Here is a 19,203-nt window from a genome sequence, read left to right as displayed (position 1 = left end):
AGTGCGGCGCGCGAGGGGGTGGCGAACGTGGTCATCGACGGGCTTCCCTTCGTTGCATGAGGATGTAGAGCAACCCGAAGATGAGGGCCACGATGATGAGAATGTTGCCGACAGCGGCCGCTGGCCCGAAGCGGGGCAGGGTCGAGCCGAAGCCGAGCTGGTACGACCAGGTGGAGAGGGTGGTCGATGAGTTGGCGGGGCCGCCTTTGGTCATGATCCAGATGATGTCGAAGACCTTCAGCGTGTAGACCAGTCCGAGCAGGATGGTGATCGCTGAGACGGGCCGAAGAAGCGGAAAGGTGATGCGCCAGAACTTCTGCCAGGCGTTCGCGCCGTCGAGCGACGCGGCCTCGTAGAGGTCGGCAGAGATGTTCTGCAGGCCCGAGTAGAGAATCACGAGGTTGAACGGAATACCGATCCAGATGTTGGCGATCGTGACGGAGATGAGGGCCCAGCCCGGCGAGGTCAACCAGTTGATGCTGCCGATACCGAACGCCTGCAGAACGGAGTTCACGATGCCCGAGTCGCTGTTGAGCATCCACGACCAGGTCGAAGCCGAGACAATGAGTGGCAGCAGCCACGGCACCAGGAACAGCGCTCGCAACGTGCCGGAGAGTCGGAACTTGTTGTAGAAGAACACAGCCAGCGCCATGCCGATGGTGAACTGGAAGAGAATCGAGACCAGCACGAAGAAGCCGGTGTGAAAGATGGCCGGCCAGAACGTGGGGTCGTTGAAGACCTTGACGTAGTTGTCGAGCCCGGTGAACGGGGCGTTGCCCTGCACGAACGAGCGAACCGTGTAGTCACGAATGCTCAGATCGATGTTCTTATAAAGAGGAACAACGTAGAACAGCGCCAGGTAGATGACCACTGGCGCGAGAAACGCCCACGCCACCCACTGGGAGGAGCGCACCTTTCGGCGCTGCGGCGAGTTCTCGTCGACCGGGAAGCCCGGCGAGGCGACAGGGGGTGTCGCCTCGCCGGCCGGATGCGCAGACGAGGCGCCGGTTTTCTGTGTGATCGTCATAACGGTTTCCTAGCTCGTCGTCTGCTGCGTACTGCGGGGTGTGCCAATGACCGAATCAGTCGTTACTGGGTCGCCGAGGCGGCCGCCGTCTGTGCCGCCTTCATTGCGTCAGTCGGCGATTGGCTGCCCGACATCGCGTTCTGAAAGCCGCCCCACATCTGCTGCGAGATGAGCGGGTATTTCGTGCCCAGGTTGTCACTCGTGCGGCCCTTTGCGGCAGCGACGGCAGCGACCCACGGAGCGAGTTCGGGGTTCGCGGCGACCTGCTGCTTCTGAACCGTGGCGATGGGTGCGACGTACGACAGGGTGGTGTCGGTCGTGAGCAGGTTCGCGTCACTGGTCAGGCACGAGATGATCTTCTCGGTGGTGGCATAGCGCGACGAATCTTTCTGCACCGGTGCGGTGACGAATTCGCCGCCGGTCGGTGCAGCCGCCGATCCACCGGTCTGTGCGGGAATCGGAATGACACCGTAGCTCAGCCCCGACTTGTCGGCCCCGGCGAGCTGCCAGGTGCCGTTCTCGCTGAACGCGGTGTTACCGGCCAAGAACTCCTGCCAGCTCGTGGTCTGCGTGTTGTTGATCACCGAGTTCGGCGCGTAGCCCTCTTTCACCCAGTTCGTCCACAGCGTGGCAGCCGCGACGGCCTGAGTCGAACTCAGATCGGTGAGTTTCGCTCCCGACCCCCAGAACCAGGGCAGAAACTGAAAGCTACCCTCTTCGGTGCCGATGCCGGCGAAGGTGATGCCCTGCTTGCCGGTGGCCTTGACCTTGGCGAGCGCTGCGTTCAGCGAATCCCAGTTCGTGACACTAGCGATGTCTACGCCGGCCGCAGAGAGAATGCTCTTGTTGTAGTAAAGGGCGAGCGTGTTCGCTCCAATGGGTACGCCGAAGGTGTCGCCGTTGCTCTGCCCGGCAGCGAGGATGTTCGCGGCGAAGTTGCTCGTGTCGAGCCCGAGGTCTTTGGTGGTGCTCAGGATGCCCGCGGTGGCCAGTGTCGAAACGACGGGGTTGTCGATGAGCAGTACGTCGGGGGAGTTGCCCTGCTGGCCGGCGAGAAGAGCTTTGCTGGTCAGATCAGACGTGTCGTACCCGGTGCGCTCCATGGTGACACCGGCATCGGTGCCGCACTTGGTGACGAGCTTCGACCAGTCGGAGGTCGCATCGAACTGGGGGTACGGATCCCAGAATGTGTAGGTGCCGCCCGCGGCACTTGATGACGTGCCTGTCGCGGTGCCGCCGGATGAGCAGGCCGCCAGACCCGCTACGGCGGTGACGGCGAGAACGGCGGCCCCGACAAGGCGCGCCCTCTTGAGTGAACTGATCACGATATTCCTCTCTGAATGTGACGTGGTCTTACTGGTGCAGGTAACCAATACCGAAAACACCGAAAGTACTTTCGGTCATTACCCTAAGGGCCAGATTCCGGCACGTCAAGCGCAAAGTCGAGACACAGTGCGTGTAACAATCTACCTAGGCTTTCGGAAGAATCAGGTGGGTAGGCGATGGACGCTCGCAAGCGGGGAAAAGGCGCGACGACGCTGACCGATGTCGCCGAGCTCGCCGGCGTCTCGTTGGCCACGGCATCGAAGGCGATCAACGGTGTCAGCCAGGTGCGAGCCGAGACCAGGCAGAAGGTGCTCGACGCCGCGGCCGCGCTCTCGTTCACCCCGAACCCCTTCGCCAAAGCCCTCAACTCAGCCACCACCGGCACCATCGGCATGCTCACACAAGACCTCGACAATCGTTTCGTTCTGCCGGTCTTGCTCGGTGCCGAAGATGCATTCGGAGCCGGGTCGACCTCCGTCTTGCTGGCGGATGCCCGCAGCGACTCCATTCGTGAGAACCACCAACTCAACATGCTGCTGGCGAAACGGGTCGACGGGTTACTGGTCGTCGGTCGAACCACGAACCCCCGGCCATCCATCACCGCCGGATTGTCGATACCCGTCGTCTACGTCTACGCCCCCTCTGAAGACCCCGAAGATCTCTCGTTCACGCCCGACAATCACGATGCCGGCCGGCAGGCTGTCGAGCACCTCCTCTCGCGAGGGCGCCGCCGAATCGCTTTCATCAACGGCGACCCGTCGTACACGGCCGCCCGCGATCGGGTCGCCGGCGCCGCCGAACGGATGCGCGAAGAAGGCCTGTCGCTCGTCGGCGGCACCGGGCTGTTCGGCCCGTGGGGCGAACGGTGGGGGCGTCGGTGCACCGAGTCTCTCGTCGAATCCGGTGAACGATTCGACGCGCTGCTCTGCGGTAGCGACCAGCTCGCCCGCGGCGCTCTCGACCAATTGCGGGAGAGCGCGCTGTCAGTGCCCGACGATGTCGCGGTGATGGGCTTCGATAATTGGGACGTGCTGGCCGAAGAAGCCCGGCCGCCGTTGACCAGTGTCGAGATGAACCTTCAGCAACTCGGGCGGTCGGCGGCGCAGCAACTCGTTCGTGCGATTGGTGGAACGTCAGCTCGTGGCGTGCGGCTCGGTTCTGTGCGGGTCGTGCCGCGCGAGTCGACGGGCTCCTGGACCCTCTGAGGCGAGCCTCAACGCTCGCGACTGATTCAGAGTGCGCGTTATGCAGTCGGGGTGAGCGCGTTTGCCGTCGCGGCCGCCTGCTGAGGGTCGGGAACGGTGATGGCGATCGGTGACGCGTTGTGCCGATAGATGATAATGCCCGGTCCTCGTCGGGTGATATAGGCCCGCCCACTGCCGGAGATCCGGTACCCCCAGCCGCCCCATTGCCCCGGTTCGATGGTGTCTGTGGTGACGTTCTCGATGCTGGCCAGGCCTACCCTGACAAGAGGGATGCGGAGAATGACGGAAGTGAGGCGAATGCCTCGGTGATCTACGGTCAGCTGCACCGGTGTGAGGGCGAGCGTGGAGAGTGCGGCTATGCCGAACGTGACGACTCCGACGAGCATCCCGCCTGTGTTCGATGTCGCGCCCACGATCGCGCAGAGCGAGGCAAGCGCGACCAGGGCTACCGCGATGATCGTGAAGAGAGGGCTACTGATTCGTGTGGACCACGCCACGCGTTCCCCGGGCGCTAATTCGAGCGCGTCAGTTTCTGACTCGCCCTCGATCGCACGAGAGGCCCCCGGGGGTGTCAGGAGGAAGACGAGAGCCGCGACGACAGCAGCGGCGGCCAAAATGATGGGTCGCGCGCCCAGACTAGCCTCGGCTGGGGCTGGTGCATCGACGGTCGCCCACGCCGAGGCGATCCATGCCGTCGCCAGAATCCCGCCAGTGAGCGACGTGATCATGGCCGATAACCGGCCGGAACGGAAGTGTGGGCCCGCCATGATCAGCGCGATCGTGCCAAGCGTGAGAGCCAGGGTGATGCCCGCGAATGCCCAGAACAATTCCCAGGTGGCAGAGAGCCCATCGGGCGCAGAGGCGTCGCCAGACCAATGAATCGCCATCTCCGAACCCAAAACCGGCTGAAGCAGCAAGCCTGTGACGAGGAGTGCGGCAATCGGCAGGCACGCGACAGCACTTGCGGCTGACCGCCTCAGGAGCGGCATCGAGTTTCTGGCGGGCGTCGCGGTCATGCCATTCCTTTGATCAGCCAAGACAGCTCGCGGGCAGTGATACCCGCGGCAGCGGCATCTGCAACGATGGCTGCCGCTGAGTCGAGAACGCTTCTGATGCCCGGTGCGTCGCCGCTGACGACTGTCGCCCCGCGGCCGCGACCGAGCTCGATCACGCCCGCCTCCCGAAGGGAGTCGTACGCGCGAAGCACGGTGTGCATGTTCACGTTCAACGACGCCGCGAGTTCGCGCGCAGACGGGAGCTTTTCACCGACTCTGATCTCACCGCGTGCCACACCCTGCCGAATTTGAGACGCAACCTGCTCGGCAAACGATGCCGATGACCCTTCTCTCAATCGAATAAGCATGTTTGTATTATATGCACACAATGCAGTGATGGCTGGTTGTGAAATCCGACTGTCCTACCCGCGACGTCAGCGGGCTGGGAGTGGCCTGCTCGGCAGGGCGATCAGCGACAGCAGCGCCGTGAGCGTGGAGGCCCCGAGAACGATCCAGACCACCACCGCTGTTCCCGACGCGCCGACGATGACGCCTGCCACGAGCGTGCCAGCGCCGACTCCGAGCGTCATGGCGCTGACGACCCAGCCGTTCGCCTCGGTGAGAACAGCGGCCGGGCTCAACTGCGAGATGCGCTCGAAGACCTGACCGAGCGTCGGAGGAAGCATCAGCCCGGCGATGCCCGCCGCGACGACGTACGCCCAGGTCGGAAGAGAGGTGATGGCGAGTGGCAGATATCCGACAGCGAGAAGCACGCCGCAGAGGGCGAGCAGGCGCTCTGGTGTGGAGCCGAGGGGCCGGATGCCGACAACGGTTGCGCCGATCAGAGCACCGACGGCGTTCACGGCAAGAATCCACCCTGCCAGCCCGGGGTCGGCCCGAGCCGCCTCTGAGGCGGTCGCAACGATAGTGAGGGCCCCGACGGGAACACCGATGCCGAATGTGAATGCGGCGACTCGCATGACGGCGGGCATGAGAATGGGCGACCGAGCGCCGCCGGGTGAGCCGACATCGCTGTGTCGCTTTCTCGAGGCAGCTCGCGGGGCGGGGTTGACGATGAAGGCGAGTGCGCCGATCAGACCGAGCGCGCCCGCAAACAGCAGGTTGCCGACTGCACCGAACACGGCGATGCCGGCGACGGTCAGCAGAGGGCCGACGATGAAGATGATCTCTTGAGCGCCAGCATCCAAGCTGAAGGCCGCTTTCAATGGGGCGCCGGGGCTCACCAGACGCGGCCACAGTGAACGAAGCGCCGGTTCGAGCGGAGGTGTGAAGAGTCCCGCGGCTGCCGCAAGCGCAACCGCCGCACCCGGCGCCGGCTCGAGAGTCAACGCCATCCCGGTGAACGCGAGAAAGCTCAGGATGCCGCTGACGGCGAGAATAGCGACCTGGCCGAGCCGGTCGATGAGCCTGCCGAGAATCGGCTGCCCCGCGGCGCCCGCCACGATGTAGACCGCCGTGATCAGCCCGGCAAAGGCGAAATCGCCGCTGGTCGAACGCGCAAGCTGCACGATCGCGAGAGCGGCCATCGCGCCGGGGAGTCTCCCGACGAGGGAGGTGAGCAGCAGATACCCGGTATGCCGGGTGCGAAGCACGGAAACCAACGGGTAAGACGAGCTTGTCATACAGGTCAGTCTGACATATGAGTGTGATTGGATGTCTTCGTGACAGTTCTGCACGGCCCCATCACTCCACGACCGGGAGTGCCGCTACGGGTGGAGGTCTACGACCGGATCGCGGGTGCCATTCGTGTCGGTGCTCTGTCGCCGCACTCGTTGCTCCCCAGCGAGAGCGAGCTGGGCGAGGCGATGGCGGTCAGCCGTACCGTCGTGCGCGAAGCACTGTTGTTGCTCGAGGAGGACGGGCTCCTCCGCTCACGCCGAGGAATCGGCCGGGTCGTCTCCGCCTCCCAGCCAGCCGTGGGCTTTGAGCGCCTGCGCCCGATGGAGCAGATTCTCTCGGACCGGTTTCACGATCTCTCTGTCAGCCGCACCGAGGTGACGCTGCAGCAGGAGTCGGCGCTGTTCATCGCCGAAGGCCTCGGCATAACCTCGGCGTCACCGAGCCTGTTCATCGAATCTGTGCTCTCGAGCAACGGCGATACCCTCGCGCTGGTTCAGGAACACCTCCCGGCGGGGGAGAACCTGCACGCTTTCGGCACACGGGTGCAGCGGATCGTCGAAGACATCGACCCGGCGGCCACGTGCTTGGGCGCGTTGACAGCTGAGCTCGGGCCGGCCTTCGGCACAGGCCGCTCAGAACTGAGTGTGGGCACGCCCGGAGTGGTTCGCGCGAAGCTGCTGAAGATCCGGCCCACCTCGCCTGTTCTGATCGTGACGCTGACGGTTCACGTGGGCTCCCGGCCGCTCTACCTGGCCAAGGTCATCCTGCGACCGGAGGCCGGGCCGCTCGAGATCGCTCACTCTGCGGCTCGAGGGCACTCGTCGGCGTGAAGCGGTGCCCCCCGATGCGGAGGAGAGCACGGCGGTGGTACCGGTTGAGACGACAACGCACGCTCGACGGAGCTGTCAACCCCCTGGGCTCGTTCACCCGGCGTTAAGACACCGCTCCTAGCGTCTGCGTCTGAGAGAGCGTGCGCCGTCACCGTGCCGTGCGACGCGCGCTCCTCCACAACGACAGGAGGGCACCCCCATGGACGTGTTGATTACCGTCACGCTGGTCATTGCGATAGCGCTCGTCTTCGACTTCACGAACGGGTTCCACGACACCGCGAACGCGATGGCAACGTCTGTGGCGACCGGAGCCCTGAAACCCAAGGTCGCCGTTCTCATCTCGGCCGTACTCAACCTCGTCGGAGCGTTCATCTCCACTGAGGTAGCCAAGACGATCTCGCAGGGAATCATCAAGGAGGGTGACGGCGGCATTCAGGTCACCCCGACGATGATCTTCGCCGGACTTGTCGGTGCCGTGCTCTGGAACCTCGGCACGTGGTACCTGGGCCTGCCATCGAGTTCTACCCACGCGCTGTTCGGGGGGCTGATCGGGGCAGCGATCATCGGAGCAGGCGTCAACTCCGTCGACTTCGGAGTCGTGCTTTCGAAGGTCGTACTCCCGGCGCTGTTCTCGCCGTTCGTCGCCGGCCTCGTCGCGCTCGTCGCCACCTACGCCGCCTACCGCCTCACCCGGCAGGCCAGAGCGCGAGGCTCTGACCGGGGCTTTCGTCACGGCCAGACCGTGTCCGCATCTTTGGTCTCCCTCGCCCACGGAACCAACGATGCTCAGAAGACGATGGGTGTGATCACTCTCACCCTCATCGCGGCGGGCTACCAAAACTCCAACACCGGTCCGCAGCTCTGGGTGATCGGTTCGTGCGGACTCGCGATCGCGCTCGGAACCTACCTTGGTGGTTGGCGCATCATGCGAACCGTCGGCAAGCGAATCACCGATGTTCAGCCCGCACAGGGCTTCGCCGCAGAGACGAGTTCGGCCGCAACCATCCTGATCTCCTCGCACCTCGGTTTCGCCCTCTCAACGACACAGGTCACCTCCGGAGCCGTTGTCGGATCGGGGCTCGGCAAGAGACTGGCCACGGTACATTGGGGCATCGTGGGCAGGATCGCGCTCGGCTGGGTGTTCACTCTCCCGGCCGCCGCCATCGTCGGAGGGCTCGCGGCCTGGGCGGCGTCTACCAGCACCATCGGGCTCATTGCCGTCGCCGTTGTGGCGATGGTGTTCGGAGTCGGGTTCTTCATTCTCGCTCGTCGGCACCCGGTCACCCAAGGCAACGTGAACGAGGTAGACGAGAACGACCGTGCCGCGACCCAGAACGCTGGCAAACCTGAACTCTCCGCAGAGAAGGCCTGACGACCATGAGCATCCTTGACACACTCTTTTCGAGCCCTCGAGTGACGGCTGCGGCCTCCGATCAGTGGCTCGGCATCGACTGGGGAGCATTCGTGCTCGTCTTCGCCATCTCCTTCGCAGCGGCACTCATCGTCGTGGTTTTCTACGCAGTGGGACTTCGACTGCTGGCCTCCGGCTCGCCCGACGACACCGGCAATGATGGGGCTGTGATCTCGAGCGGCCGCGGCACACGTTCCGCGGCCGCGACGGTGGGCGGCTGTCTCTTTATCGCGATCGGTGTCGCCGCGGTGCTGTACAGCCTGTACCTGATCATCCCGCAGTTTCACTGACCACGGGCGCCGCTCCGATGATGTGGTCGAGCCGCACTCTATCGCCGCTGGGATGTAGCGACAATCGTCATCCGGGTCGGTCGGTTTGATGATGCCGTGACGTCGGTGGAAGTAGGGTGTTTGTGATCGACATTTTCATAACGGGGGGAAGTAAAAGATGGCTCATCGCCGGGGGTTTCTTGCTGAGATTCAGCATCAGCAGAAGTTGGCACAGACGACTCGGCGAGAGAACAGTCTTCGTTCGTTTCCAGGCTCGAAACGAGTCTGCTGGTTGGTATCTCGGCGCTCGTACGGGCAATGATCTCGGCAATTCTTCCTTTGCATCCCCCGCATCCGGTACCCGCGCGGGTGGCCTTGCCCACGAAGTCGACACTGTTCTGACCTGCGGCGACAGCGTGCATGATGGTGGAGGCGGTGACGCCATTGCACCAACAGACGGTCGCGCCTGGTGCGAACGGATCGGTCGTGGATACTTCGCCTCCCGCGGTGCTGTCCAGCTGCAGCAGCGACGACCTGTCCCTCGGCAGCTCGCCGCTGCTTTCAAAGAGCAGCGTCAGCTCTGCGCCGAGTCGGGGCATGCCTGCGGAGACGAAGCCGGTGAGCACGCCGTTCTGGGTCACCATTTTCACACAGCTGCCGCGGGCCGGGTCTGCCCATTGTGTGACCTCGTGTCCTTCGTCCCACAGTTCGGGGGAGTGGTCGCCGCCGGAGACCACGTCGATGCCCTCGGCCTTCAGCATCACCACATGCTGACGCTCGGGCGGCATCGGTGTGCCCGTGCCAGGGTCGGGGGTGATTGTTGATGCTCCGTCGTCGAGCATTCTGCCGAGCTGGATGGCCAGCCAATCGGCTTGCTTCCAGCCGGGGCCGATCAGCCCAGAGGGAGCGCCCGAGATTCGCTGGCCACCGCTGTGCGTGTTCTGCGCCACGATGTGAGCGCAGTCGCCGATCGCGAACACCGCCGGGTCGTTCCAGGCCTGCAGCTTCTCGTCGACGACGATGCCGGCTGAAACGGTCAGCCCGGCCGCGGCGGCCAGTTCAGTGCGCGCGCTCACTCCGCACGACAGAACGAGGAGGTCACCCGGGATCTGTTTGCCGTCGGCGCAGACCAGGGCATCAAAGACCTGTTCGCCCTCGGTGTCGTACCGAAACAGGATGCTCTCTGCACGCGAATGAGATGCCATCGAGACACCGGCGCCTCGGGCCGCCGCAGCAAGCACGCGGCCCGCGCCCCTGTCGAGGTTTCGTGCCATCGGAATATCGCCGTGATACACGGCAACGACCTTGGCGCCCTGTTCTGCCGCCGCCAGCGCGAGTTCCATTCCGAGCACGCCCGCTCCCAGCACGACGAGCCGCTGCTTCTGACTGACGGCTTTCAGCAGTACCGCTGCGTCGTGCAGGTCGCGGAGGGCGATGACCCCGTGGGGCAACGGTTTGGCGCCCTCGTCGAGACGTGCGGCGGATGTGGGCGCGCTGAACTTGTCGCGTCGGGAGCGTTGCAGCCCGTCGATGGTGGGGATGTTCGCTCTGGCGCCGGTGGCGAACACGAGCTGGTCGTAGGGGAGTTCGTCGCCTGAGTCGAGGTGCACCAGCTGCCGGCGTCGGTCGATTCGCACGGCAGCTTCACCCAGTCGGATGTGCGCTCCGGCCATGCGGGCTGCTGCTGTGTCGGTCGTGTCGAGCCGATGCCGTGCCGAGCGGCCGACGGCATACTCGGCCAGGAGAACACGGTTGTAGGCGTCGCTGCGTTCGGCGCCGACGACCGTCAGCGTCATTCGCTTGTCGGCGACCGGCCCGAGCAGACCTTCGACGAGACGAGCACCGACAGGCCCGTACCCGATCACAACGACACGCTGGGGTGAAATCGTCACTGGTTGCTCCCGCCGGCCTGCACACTGACGATAGTGCGCTTGAATTCCGGCATCGCTGAGATGGGGTCGACAGCACTTTCGGTGAGGAGGTTTGCGCTTTCTTCGTCTGCATAGTGAAAGGGCAGAAAGACAGTGTCATGCCTGATGGATGAGGTGATTTCGGCGTGCGCGTGAACTGCTCCCCGAGCGTTCGTTATCGTGACGGGCCCGTCGGCGACGATGCCGAGACGGTCGGCGGTGGCAGGGTGTATCTGCAGGCGGGCATTGGGCCGGGCATCCTGCAACTCGGGCACCCTGCGTGTCTGCGCGCCAGACTGATAGTGCTCAAGGAGCCGGCCAGTGATCAGAGTGAGGGTGTTACCGGCGAGGGGCCCACCGTCGCCATGGTGTGCCTTCACCGCGACAAGCCGGGCGCGCCCGTCGGCGTGGGCGAACCGGTCTCTGAAGAGACGCGGTGTTCCCGCCGAGCCGGGGGTGAACGGCCAGAAGGCAGCGATTCCGGTATCGAGCAGGTCGTGGCTCAGCCCGGAGTAGTCGGCGATCCCGCCAGCTGAGGCTCGGGCCAGTTCATCGAAGACCTCGGCCGGTGAGGTGCTGTAGGTCGACGGTGCGTTCAGACGCAGAGCAAGCTCCCGCAAGATCCACAGTTCATTGCGTACGTCGAGGGGAGGGTGCAGAGCGCGTCGTCGCCGAAGCACACGGCCCTCCAGCGATGTCATCGTGCCCTCTTCTTCGGCCCACTGGGTGACGGGCAGAATGACGTCGGCAAAGCGCGCGGTCTCTGAGAAGAAGAAGTCGCAGACGATGAGGAGGTCAAGGCTCTGAAGGCCGGCCTTCACCGCGGTGACGTCGGGGGCCGAGACCACGACGTTCGATCCGTGAACGAGCAGACAGCGCACCTTTCCGGGCTTGCCGAGTTCTGCGAGCAGCTCGACAGCGGGCACACCGGGGCCGGGTATGAGCGAAGGGTGCACTCCCCAGACTTTCGCGACGTGGGCACGAGCATCGGGATCGGTGATCTTGCGGTACCCGGGAAGCTGGTCGCATTTCTGGCCGTGTTCGCGACCGCCCTGCCCGTTGCCCTGCCCGGTCATGGTGCCATAGCCCGAGTGTTCTGACCCCGGCAGGCCGAGCACCAGGGCAAGGTTGATGGCGGCTGTGGCCGTGTCGGTTCCATCGACGTGTTGTTCCACGCCTCGTCCTGTGAGGATGTACGTGCCTGCGCCATTCGCCAGGCGCCGTGCGAATTGGCGCAACTGGGCGACGGGAACTCCTGTCGTGGCTTGCACGCGTTCTGGCCACCACGCGTTTGTGCTGACGCGGAGCGCCTCGAACCCCGTCGTTCGGGATTCGACGTAGTCGGTGTTCGCAAGGCCTTCTGCGATCACAATGTGCGTCAGCCCCAGCAGCAGCGCGAGGTCTGTGCCCGGGGCGGGCTGCACATGCATCCCACCGCCATCGTCGGTGAGGCGAGCGGTCGAGGAGCGCCGTGGGTCGACGACGATCAGGCCGCCGGCCTGGCGTGCACCGGCGAGGTGAGCGATGAACGGCGGCATGGTCTCGGCGACGTTCGAGCCGAACAGCACAATGGTTTCCGCTTGGTCGAGGTCTTCGACGGGAAACGGGAGACCGCGATCGAGACCGAACGCACGGTTTCCGGCGGCCGCCGCAGACGACATGCAGAACCGACCGTTGTAGTCGATGCGGGTGGTGCCGAGAGCGAGCCGGGCGAATTTTCCGAGCTGGTAGGCCTTCTCATTGGTGAGGCCGCCGCCTCCGAACACGGCGACAGAGTCGGCGCCGAACCGTTCGCGGCTGTCTCTGAGCCTGGCGGCGATGAAGTCGAGCGCGTCACTCCACGCGGTTTCTTCGAACGTTCCGTCGGGTTGCTTGAGCAGCGGATGCACGATCCGGTCGCCTGCGTCAAGAAGCTCGGCAGCGGTCCAGCCCTTCTTGCACAGGCCGCCACGGTTCGTTGGAAACATTCTGCCTTCGATCGTCACAGAGCCGGCGCGGCCTGCTGGGCCGCCGGTCAGGCTCATGGCGCACTGCAGCGCACAATATGGGCAGTGACTGGCGGTTCCCTCAGGCATCGTGGTCTTCTCTGCTCGTCTGCTCGATGCCTGGGTCAGATTCGTGTGCCTTCGCGCTTCTTCAGGTAGAAGGTCGCAGTGACGGCGAGCATCACCGCGTACGCCATGACGAACCAGCCCAAACCGGTCGTGTATGTGCCGAAAGAGGTCTTCGACAGGCTCAGCAGCTGCGGGATCGCGAAGCCGCCGTAGGCGCCGACGGCAGAGATGATGCCGAGCGCTGCTGCCGCTTTGCGCTGGGTTGAGATGTCGGCTCCGGTCTCATTGGCGTTCGGGGTGCCCGCCCGAAGGGCGAAGACCGTGGGAATCATCCGATACGTCGACCCATTGCCCACTCCGCTGGCTGCGAACAGCACCAAGAAGCTGACGAGGAAGAGCCAGAAGTTGCCGAGAGGGAGTGTGAGGATGACGACGAGCGCCCCGACACCCATGACGACGAAGGAGATCATGGTGATGACCGATCCGCCGAAGCGGTCGGCGAGGCGCCCACCGAACGGTCTGGCAAGTGAACCGACCAAAGCCCCGAGGAAGGCGAGCGAAAGGCTGGCGCTGCCGACCGCGAAGGTCGAATAGCTCGGGAATGTGTCGGCGATGAGCTTCGGAAACACGCCGGCGAAGCCGATGAAGGATCCGAAGGTGCCGATATAGAGAAACGCCAGGATCCAGAGGTGCGGCTCCTTTATGGCGGCCAGGGATGCACTGAAGTCTCCCTTTGCACTTGAGAGGTTGTCCATTCGCTTGTAGGCGCCGAACACCGCCACGAGAATGAGGGGCACCCAGATCCAGCCGGCCAGCGGCAGGTTGAGCGTGGCTGCGGCACCGATGGTGATCGCGATCGGTACGAGGAACTGGGCGACGGATGCGCCCAAGTTGCCGCCGGCCGCGTTCAACCCGAGCGCCCAGCCTTTTTTGCTCTGTGGGTAGAAGTAGGTGATGTTCGCCATGGAGCTTGCGAAGTTGCCGCCGCCGAAGCCGGCCAGAGCTGCGACGAACAGCATCACGCCGAAGGGAGTGTGGGGGTTGCTGACGCAGACAGCGAGAGCGATGCTGGGGATGAGCAGCAGCGCAGCGGAGATCATCGTCCAGTTGCGGCCGCCGAACTTGGGCACCATGAAGGTGTACGGAAACCTGAGCGTCGCGCCGACAAGGCTCGGCATGGAGATCAACCAGAAGATCTGGCCGGTGTCGAACGTGAACCCGCCCTTGGGCAGCGAGACCACCACGATGCTCCAGAGTTGCCAGATGACGAAGCCGAGAAACTCGGCGAAGATCGACCAGCGGAGGTTTCGGGCGGCAATGTCTTTGCCTCCACCCGCCCACTGCGCAGGGTCTTCCGGGTTCCAGCCATCGATCACGCGACCGGGCCGGAACACCAGGCCCGGCGGTGAGCCGATTGGTTCTGGGGCAGCTGCGGCGCCGGGCAGGGTGTGAGCGGGGCTGGTGGTGCTGGTCTGTGCAGTCATCTGTTTCCTCCTGGGAAATCGGCAAAGCCGTAGCCGGTAAGGGGTACGAGGGTTGTCAGGCGAGCATTGAGCGGTAAAGATCTGTGACGATGGCGACGAGTTCCGGAGGCGGTGGCTCACCTTCTTCGAGCAGGGGCGCGCTCGTTGCATCTGCCGAGGTCTCGGCGGCGAGCGTTGCGAAGTAGCCGGGGGCGAGGAGATAGCTGGAGACAATCACGCGGGAGGCCGGGTGTGAAGCACGAACGCTCGTGACAGCGCTGGCGGCGCGCGGAAATGCAGCCGACAGGAACGACACGGTGACCTCTCGGCGCAGGTGTGCTGAGAGGAGGCGACCGACCTCGTGGCAGTCTGATACTGCCGAGGCGTTGCTCGAACCGGCTGCGACCAGCACAACCTGGTCGTCTGGTCGAAGCCCGGCCTCGTCGAGGCGCCGGGCCAGGATCACGACCAGCCGCGGGTCAGGTCCGAGAGCACCACTGACGCTGACCCCGTGGCGAGAGCGGGCGGCCTCGGCGAGATCAACGTGCACGTGGTAGCCGGCCGAGAGCAAGAGCGGCACGACGACCGCGCTCGAACCGGCAGGAATCGATTCCAGTGATGCAGCAACGTCAGGTGACTGCACATCTACGTACGAATCTACGACGGTGACCCCGGTGTTGGATTCACGAACGGCCTGAACGAGGCTGGCGATGCACGTCTGGCCGGCCGGGTCTGATGTGCCGTGCGAGGCAGCGACCATTACGGGGTGTTTTGCGATCTCCAGAACACCGTCGCGTATGCGTGTGCGCCACGTGGGCAGGGTGAGGGCTGGCTTGGTGTAGCAGGCGCCCGTCTCCAGATCGAAGACGTCTTTGTGTAGCGGCGACGCAATCGTGGCGCGCTCACCCTTTGACCCCACGATGCCTCGCGACATCACATACGCGCCGGTAGCGGGGTCGGCGTTCGACACGGCAAAGATTCGAGAGTCAGGCAGGCGAAAGAGTGCGACTTGCTCATCGCCCACCAGCGCAGCCTCACCCCAGAGGGCTTCGAGGGCATCGAACTCGCAGACGGGATTCCACTTGTCGCACACTGTTGCTCCTCTCTACTGATCTCGGTGTAGACGTGCGCACTCAGGTGAGTGCGCAGCTCTGCCCGGCACTGTTTCTGGCCCGGGTGAACCTCAGGCTAGACAGCCCAGGTTTCCAGAGGTGACGTCAGTGAAGTCCGCCGCGTAACAAACACCTCGCAACGGCTTCGACGCGTCGAGAGGCTTACGTCACAAGACGTTACGAAGCCGCAACAGGGCTGAAACCACCGATTTGTAGCGTGAGCCTAGACACAAGGGAGGCATTTGCATGCAGGAATCCGATCAGGCCGGTGCGCCCATCACAGCTCGGCACATAGTGGTCGTGGGTGCCGGCCCGGCTGCACACCGGTTTACCGAGTCGCTTGCCTCCCGGTTCGTCGCGGGCGGCCCCCCTATTCGCATCACGGTCTTCGGCGATGAACAGCACCGCGCCTATGACAGGGTCGCGCTGTCGAAACGACTGAGTGGCCGGATCGATCTGGCCCTGGGGTCTGAAGACCTGTGGTTGCAGAGTGAAGTTGAGCACCGACCGGGCACCGCCGTTGTGCAGGTCGATCCTGCGGCGCAGACCGTGACCCTCGAATCGGGTGAACTCGTCGGTTACGACGAACTTGTGCTCGCCACGGGGTCATTTGCAACAGTGCCGGCCATCGCGAACGCTCTCGCTGGCCGTGTCTATCGCACCGTCGACGATGTCGACGACCTCGTCGCTGAGGCCGAAACCCTCACAGCACGGCATGCACGCGCGGTCAATGTGGTCGTGGTCGGCGGTGGTCTGCTGGGTCTTGAGGCAGCAGGAGGACTGAATCGCCTCGGTGCCAGCGCCTCGTTGGTGCACTCGGGCCGCTGGTTGATGTCATCCCAGCTCGACGAGGGCGCAGGGCAAGCTTTGGGACGCATCATCCAGAACCAGGGAATCAGCCTGAACCTCGCCGTCAGGCCCTCCGAGATTCTGCTCGACAGCCACGGTGAAGTGGTCGGCGTTGAGTTGACCGACGGCCGGCGTCTCGACGCTGACATCGTCATCTTCTCCATTGGTATCACTCCCCGTGACGAGCTGGCCCGAAATGCCGGCATCTCGACCGGCGAACGCGGGGGAGTTGTCATTTCCGCCGCTTGCGAGAGCTCTGCAGCGCATGTCTGGGCCATCGGCGAAGTTGCGAACATCAACGGTGCGTGCGTGGGACTGGTCGCGCCAGCCAACGCCATGGCCGAGGTCGTCGCAGATCGAATCTGGGGCGGCCAAGCCCTGTTTCCCGGTGTCGACGATGCCACGAAACTCAAGCTCTCCGGCGTAGAGGTCGCGAGCTTTGGCGATGCGTTCGCGGCGACCGAGCACTCGCTCGAGATCGTCTACGCAGATCCCGCTCGCGGCCTCTACCAGAAGATTGTCGTCAGCGACGACGCGAAAACGCTGCTCGGAGGCATCTTCGTTGGCGACGCGGCCCCGTACGCCAGCCTGCGCCCCCTCCTCGGGCGCGAACTGCCGGCCGAACCGGGTGCATACCTTTCCTCGGCAGGAGGTGAGGTGCCGGCCGGGGCAGACCTCCCCGATGATGTTCAACTTTGCTCGTGCAACAACGTCTCCGTCGGTGCCGTGCGGTCGGCCATCCACGGGCCCGGCGGCCCTGGGCTCGGTTGCACCGACCTCGGCGAACTCAAAACGTGCACTCGCGCCGGAACCCAGTGCGGGTCGTGCGTGCCGTTGGTGAAGAAGATCCTCGAAACCGAGCTTCTCGCGGCCGGTCTCGAGGTGTCGACCGCTCTGTGTGAGCACGTCAGTCTCAGCCGAAGTGAACTTTTCGAATCAGTGCGGATCCTGGGTCTACGTTCGGTTGAAGACGTGATGACACGGTTCGGTGCAGGGCTCGGCTGCGACGTTTGCAAACCGGTCATCGCCTCGGTCGTGGCCACACAGACATCCGCCTACATTCTCGACAATGGTGCCGGACATATGCAGGACACAAACGACCGAGCTCTCGCGAACATGCAGAAAGACGGTACGTACTCGGTTGTACCCCGCATTCCCGGCGGCGAGATCACCCCCGCGAAACTGAAGGTCATCGCCGATGTCGCCGCGCACTACGACCTGTACACGAAGATCACCGGCGGCCAGCGCATCGACATGTTCGGTGCGCGGCTTGAACAGTTGCCCGAGATTTGGAAGCTGCTGGTCGACGCCGGATTCGAGTCTGGACAGGCGTACGGCAAGTCACTTCGAACCGTCAAATCGTGCGTCGGCTCCACCTGGTGCCGTTACGGAGTTCAGGACGCCGTCGCCATGGCTGTGCGCCTCGAATTGCGCTACCGGGGACTTCGTTCACCTCACAAGTTCAAACTCGGAGTGTCGGGCTGCGCGCGGGAATGCGCTGAGGCCCGAGGCAAAGACATCGGCATCATCGCCAGCGAGAACGGCTGGAATCTCTACGTCGGCGGCAACGGCGGATACCAGCCCGCGCATGCCCAGCTCCTCGCGCAGGATCTTGATGATGAGACCCTCATCTCGTACATCGATCGCTACGTGATGTATTACATTCGAACCGCCGAGCGCCTGCAACGCACCGCACGCTGGCAGGAAGAGCTGCCCGGTGGGCTCGATCACGTGCGCGAGGTCGTCTGCGAAGACTCCCTCGGTATCGCGGCAGATCTCGAGGCGGCTATGGCACTGCACGTCGAGAACTACGAAGACGAATGGGCGGCGACGCTCAAAGACCCTGAACGGTTGCGTCGTTTTCACTCGTTCGTCAACGCACCGAACACGCCCGACCCCTCCATCGTGAAGGTCTCAGAGCGCGGCCAGAACAGGCCGGCGTTTCCTTCCGAGAAGGCCGCGGGCACCGTGATGCTCTCGGGCCCGTCCATCCCAGTGAGGTCGTCGCGGCCATGAATGTCTCCCTCGACCTCGAAGGCAGCCGTGTCATCATCGTCGGCGCGGAATCAGCCACCCGGCGAGTAAGGGCACGCTATCAGGCGGCCGGGGCAGAAGTCACCGTGTTGTCAGCGGGAAGAGCCCGAGTATCGCTGGCTTCGGCGGCCGGCATCGGCACCATTCCAGGCGGACTTCCCGGCGATGAGGCTGCTGGGCGGTCGGCAATGCCGCACCTGATCGTGTGGGTCGAGGGTCGCGAATCGCAGCGCATCGATCTTCTGTCAGCCGCTCGCAGGCTCAGAGTCTCAATGACGACCGAACACCCCGCCGCGCACCTGCCGCGTGGCTCCGTGACGCTGGTCGGCGGAGGCCCCGGTGAGCTCGACCTGATCACGGTAGCCGGGCGACAAGCTCTTCTCGAGGCTGACGTTGTTCTCTATGACAGGCTCGCGCCCACCGAAATCCTCGCGGCGTGGGCGCCGGCCGCCGAGCTCATCGACGTGGGTAAGGCGCCCGGCCACCACGCGGTGCCGCAACAGGAGATCGAGGCGATTATCGTCGAAAGGGCGTTGAGGGGTTTGGCCGTCGTCCGTCTGAAGGGCGGAGACCCGTTCGTCTTCGGCCGCGGTGGCGAAGAGGTGCAGGCCTGTCGCGACAATCAGATCCCTGTCACTGTCGTACCCGGCGTCACCAGCGCGATCTCCGTACCGGCGGCGGCAGGCATCCCTGTGACCCATCGCAACGTGAGCCGGGCGTTCACCGTCATTTCGGGTCACGCACCACTCAGCCCGGATGAACTGACACACCTGAGCGGGCTTGGCAGTACCATCGTGCTGCTGATGGGCGTGGGCACGCTGGTGCAAACCGTTGCTGGGCTCCAGACCCATGGGATGCGTTCCAGCATGCCACTTGCGATCGTTGAACGCGGGTACAGCATTCATCAGCGCACGACCTTCAGCACAGTCGGCGAAATCACCTCGCACCTCGCAGCAATCAGCCTCCGCTCGCCGGCCGTCATCATCATCGGCGAAGTCGTTCGGTTAGCCTCAGGGGAGACGCCGAACCAGGGGGCCGTCGACCTGATCGTAAATTCGCTGCCAGCGCCATGACAGA

Annotated in this window: 15 protein-coding genes; 6 read left to right on the top strand and 9 right to left on the bottom strand. The window is 64.3% G+C overall.

What is annotated here, in order from left to right:
- Positions 1-31: 31 nt before the first annotated feature.
- Complete coding sequence (locus tag D4765_RS03185; protein WP_136640779.1) at positions 32-1,027, bottom strand: carbohydrate ABC transporter permease; 996 nt, start codon at positions 1,025-1,027, stop codon at positions 32-34.
- Between the two features lie 62 nt (positions 1,028-1,089).
- On the bottom strand, positions 1,090-2,352 hold the full coding sequence (locus D4765_RS03180) for a sugar ABC transporter substrate-binding protein (protein ID WP_136640778.1): 1,263 nt from the start codon (positions 2,350-2,352) through the stop codon (positions 1,090-1,092).
- A gap of 177 nt (positions 2,353-2,529) precedes the next feature.
- Here D4765_RS03180 and D4765_RS03175 point away from each other — a divergent pair, with 177 nt between their 5' ends.
- A complete protein-coding gene (locus D4765_RS03175; RefSeq protein ID WP_136640777.1) occupies positions 2,530-3,558 on the top strand; it encodes a LacI family DNA-binding transcriptional regulator in 1,029 nt (342 codons plus the stop codon).
- A 38-nt stretch (positions 3,559-3,596) separates the two neighbouring features.
- On the opposite strand, the gene D4765_RS03170 is transcribed toward D4765_RS03175, so the two are convergent.
- The 3 genes from D4765_RS03170 to D4765_RS03160 form a co-directional block, all read right to left on the bottom strand.
- Positions 3,597-4,574, bottom strand: coding sequence for a hypothetical protein (locus tag D4765_RS03170; protein WP_136640776.1), 978 nt, complete (start codon positions 4,572-4,574; stop codon positions 3,597-3,599).
- Entirely contained in the window at positions 4,571-4,921 is a 351-nt protein-coding gene (locus tag D4765_RS03165; protein WP_136640775.1) for a GntR family transcriptional regulator, read from the bottom strand. The genes D4765_RS03170 and D4765_RS03165 overlap by 4 nt, the downstream gene beginning before the upstream one ends.
- Positions 4,922-4,987: 66 nt before the next feature.
- Entirely contained in the window at positions 4,988-6,196 is a 1,209-nt protein-coding gene (locus tag D4765_RS03160) for an MFS transporter (protein ID WP_136640774.1), read from the bottom strand.
- A gap of 39 nt (positions 6,197-6,235) precedes the next feature.
- Here D4765_RS03160 and D4765_RS03155 point away from each other — a divergent pair, with 39 nt between their 5' ends.
- The 3 genes from D4765_RS03155 (at position 6,236) to D4765_RS03145 (ending at position 8,725) form a co-directional block, all read left to right on the top strand.
- Positions 6,236-7,024 carry a GntR family transcriptional regulator gene (locus D4765_RS03155; RefSeq protein ID WP_161580330.1) on the top strand — a complete coding sequence of 263 codons (789 nt, stop codon included), beginning with the start codon at positions 6,236-6,238 and terminating at the stop codon, positions 7,022-7,024.
- Positions 7,025-7,223: 199 nt separating this feature from the next.
- Positions 7,224-8,396: an inorganic phosphate transporter gene (locus D4765_RS03150; RefSeq protein ID WP_136640772.1), complete on the top strand. Its 1,173-nt coding sequence runs from the start codon at positions 7,224-7,226 to the stop codon at positions 8,394-8,396.
- A gap of 5 nt (positions 8,397-8,401) precedes the next feature.
- Positions 8,402-8,725, top strand: coding sequence for a hypothetical protein (locus D4765_RS03145; RefSeq protein ID WP_136640771.1), 324 nt, complete (start codon positions 8,402-8,404; stop codon positions 8,723-8,725).
- Between the two features lie 38 nt (positions 8,726-8,763).
- Here the strand turns inward: D4765_RS03145 and D4765_RS03140 are convergent, their stop codons facing one another.
- The 4 genes from D4765_RS03140 to nirD are packed head-to-tail and all read right to left on the bottom strand — an operon-like array spanning position 8,764 to position 15,224.
- Entirely contained in the window at positions 8,764-10,596 is a 1,833-nt protein-coding gene (locus D4765_RS03140) for an FAD-dependent oxidoreductase (RefSeq protein WP_237280225.1), read from the bottom strand.
- Positions 10,593-12,689, bottom strand: a complete 2,097-nt coding sequence (locus tag D4765_RS03135) for a molybdopterin oxidoreductase family protein (protein ID WP_136640770.1) — start codon at positions 12,687-12,689, stop codon at positions 10,593-10,595. Before D4765_RS03135 ends, D4765_RS03140 begins: the two co-directional genes overlap by 4 nt.
- Positions 12,690-12,724: 35 nt before the next feature.
- Positions 12,725-14,152 (bottom strand): MFS transporter, encoded by a 1,428-nt coding sequence (locus D4765_RS03130; protein WP_136640769.1) that lies wholly within the window; start codon positions 14,150-14,152, stop codon positions 12,725-12,727.
- 55 nt (positions 14,153-14,207) lie between these two features.
- Positions 14,208-15,224, bottom strand: a complete 1,017-nt coding sequence (gene nirD, locus D4765_RS03125; RefSeq protein WP_136640768.1) for a nitrite reductase small subunit NirD — start codon at positions 15,222-15,224, stop codon at positions 14,208-14,210.
- A 265-nt stretch (positions 15,225-15,489) separates the two neighbouring features.
- Between nirD and nirB the strand changes: the two genes are divergently transcribed.
- Together nirB and cobA are read left to right on the top strand one after the other, a co-directional pair.
- Complete coding sequence (gene nirB, locus D4765_RS03120) at positions 15,490-18,108, top strand: nitrite reductase large subunit NirB (RefSeq protein ID WP_136640767.1); 2,619 nt, start codon at positions 15,490-15,492, stop codon at positions 18,106-18,108.
- Positions 18,105-19,199 carry a uroporphyrinogen-III C-methyltransferase gene (gene cobA / locus D4765_RS03115; RefSeq protein ID WP_136640766.1) on the top strand — a complete coding sequence of 365 codons (1,095 nt, stop codon included), beginning with the start codon at positions 18,105-18,107 and terminating at the stop codon, positions 19,197-19,199. Before nirB ends, cobA begins: the two co-directional genes overlap by 4 nt.
- Positions 19,200-19,203: the final 4 nt, after the last annotated feature.

The organism is Subtercola vilae (genome assembly GCF_004923255.1).
Taxonomy (GTDB): Bacteria; Actinomycetota; Actinomycetes; order Actinomycetales; family Microbacteriaceae; genus Subtercola; species Subtercola vilae.
The sequence above is the reverse complement of the archived record's forward strand: the minus strand, read 5'-3'. Positions and strand labels throughout refer to the sequence as shown.

Excerpts from the sequence above, each read along its gene's own strand:
- D4765_RS03135 (WP_136640770.1), bottom strand. The coding sequence starts at position 12,689 with ATGCCTGAGGGAACCGCCAGTCACTGCCCATATTGTGCGCTGCAGTGC.
- D4765_RS03145 (WP_136640771.1), top strand. The coding sequence starts at position 8,402 with ATGAGCATCCTTGACACACTCTTTTCGAGCCCTCGAGTGACGGCTGCG.
- D4765_RS03130 (WP_136640769.1), bottom strand. The coding sequence starts at position 14,152 with ATGACTGCACAGACCAGCACCACCAGCCCCGCTCACACCCTGCCCGGC.
- D4765_RS03160 (WP_136640774.1), bottom strand. The coding sequence starts at position 6,196 with ATGACAAGCTCGTCTTACCCGTTGGTTTCCGTGCTTCGCACCCGGCAT.
- D4765_RS03150 (WP_136640772.1), top strand. The coding sequence starts at position 7,224 with ATGGACGTGTTGATTACCGTCACGCTGGTCATTGCGATAGCGCTCGTC.
- D4765_RS03185 (WP_136640779.1), bottom strand. The coding sequence starts at position 1,027 with ATGACGATCACACAGAAAACCGGCGCCTCGTCTGCGCATCCGGCCGGC.
- D4765_RS03175 (WP_136640777.1), top strand. The coding sequence starts at position 2,530 with ATGGACGCTCGCAAGCGGGGAAAAGGCGCGACGACGCTGACCGATGTC.
- D4765_RS03170 (WP_136640776.1), bottom strand. The coding sequence starts at position 4,574 with ATGACCGCGACGCCCGCCAGAAACTCGATGCCGCTCCTGAGGCGGTCA.
- D4765_RS03165 (WP_136640775.1), bottom strand. The coding sequence starts at position 4,921 with ATGCTTATTCGATTGAGAGAAGGGTCATCGGCATCGTTTGCCGAGCAG.
- nirB (WP_136640767.1), top strand. The coding sequence starts at position 15,490 with ATGCAGGAATCCGATCAGGCCGGTGCGCCCATCACAGCTCGGCACATA.
- cobA (WP_136640766.1), top strand. The coding sequence starts at position 18,105 with ATGAATGTCTCCCTCGACCTCGAAGGCAGCCGTGTCATCATCGTCGGC.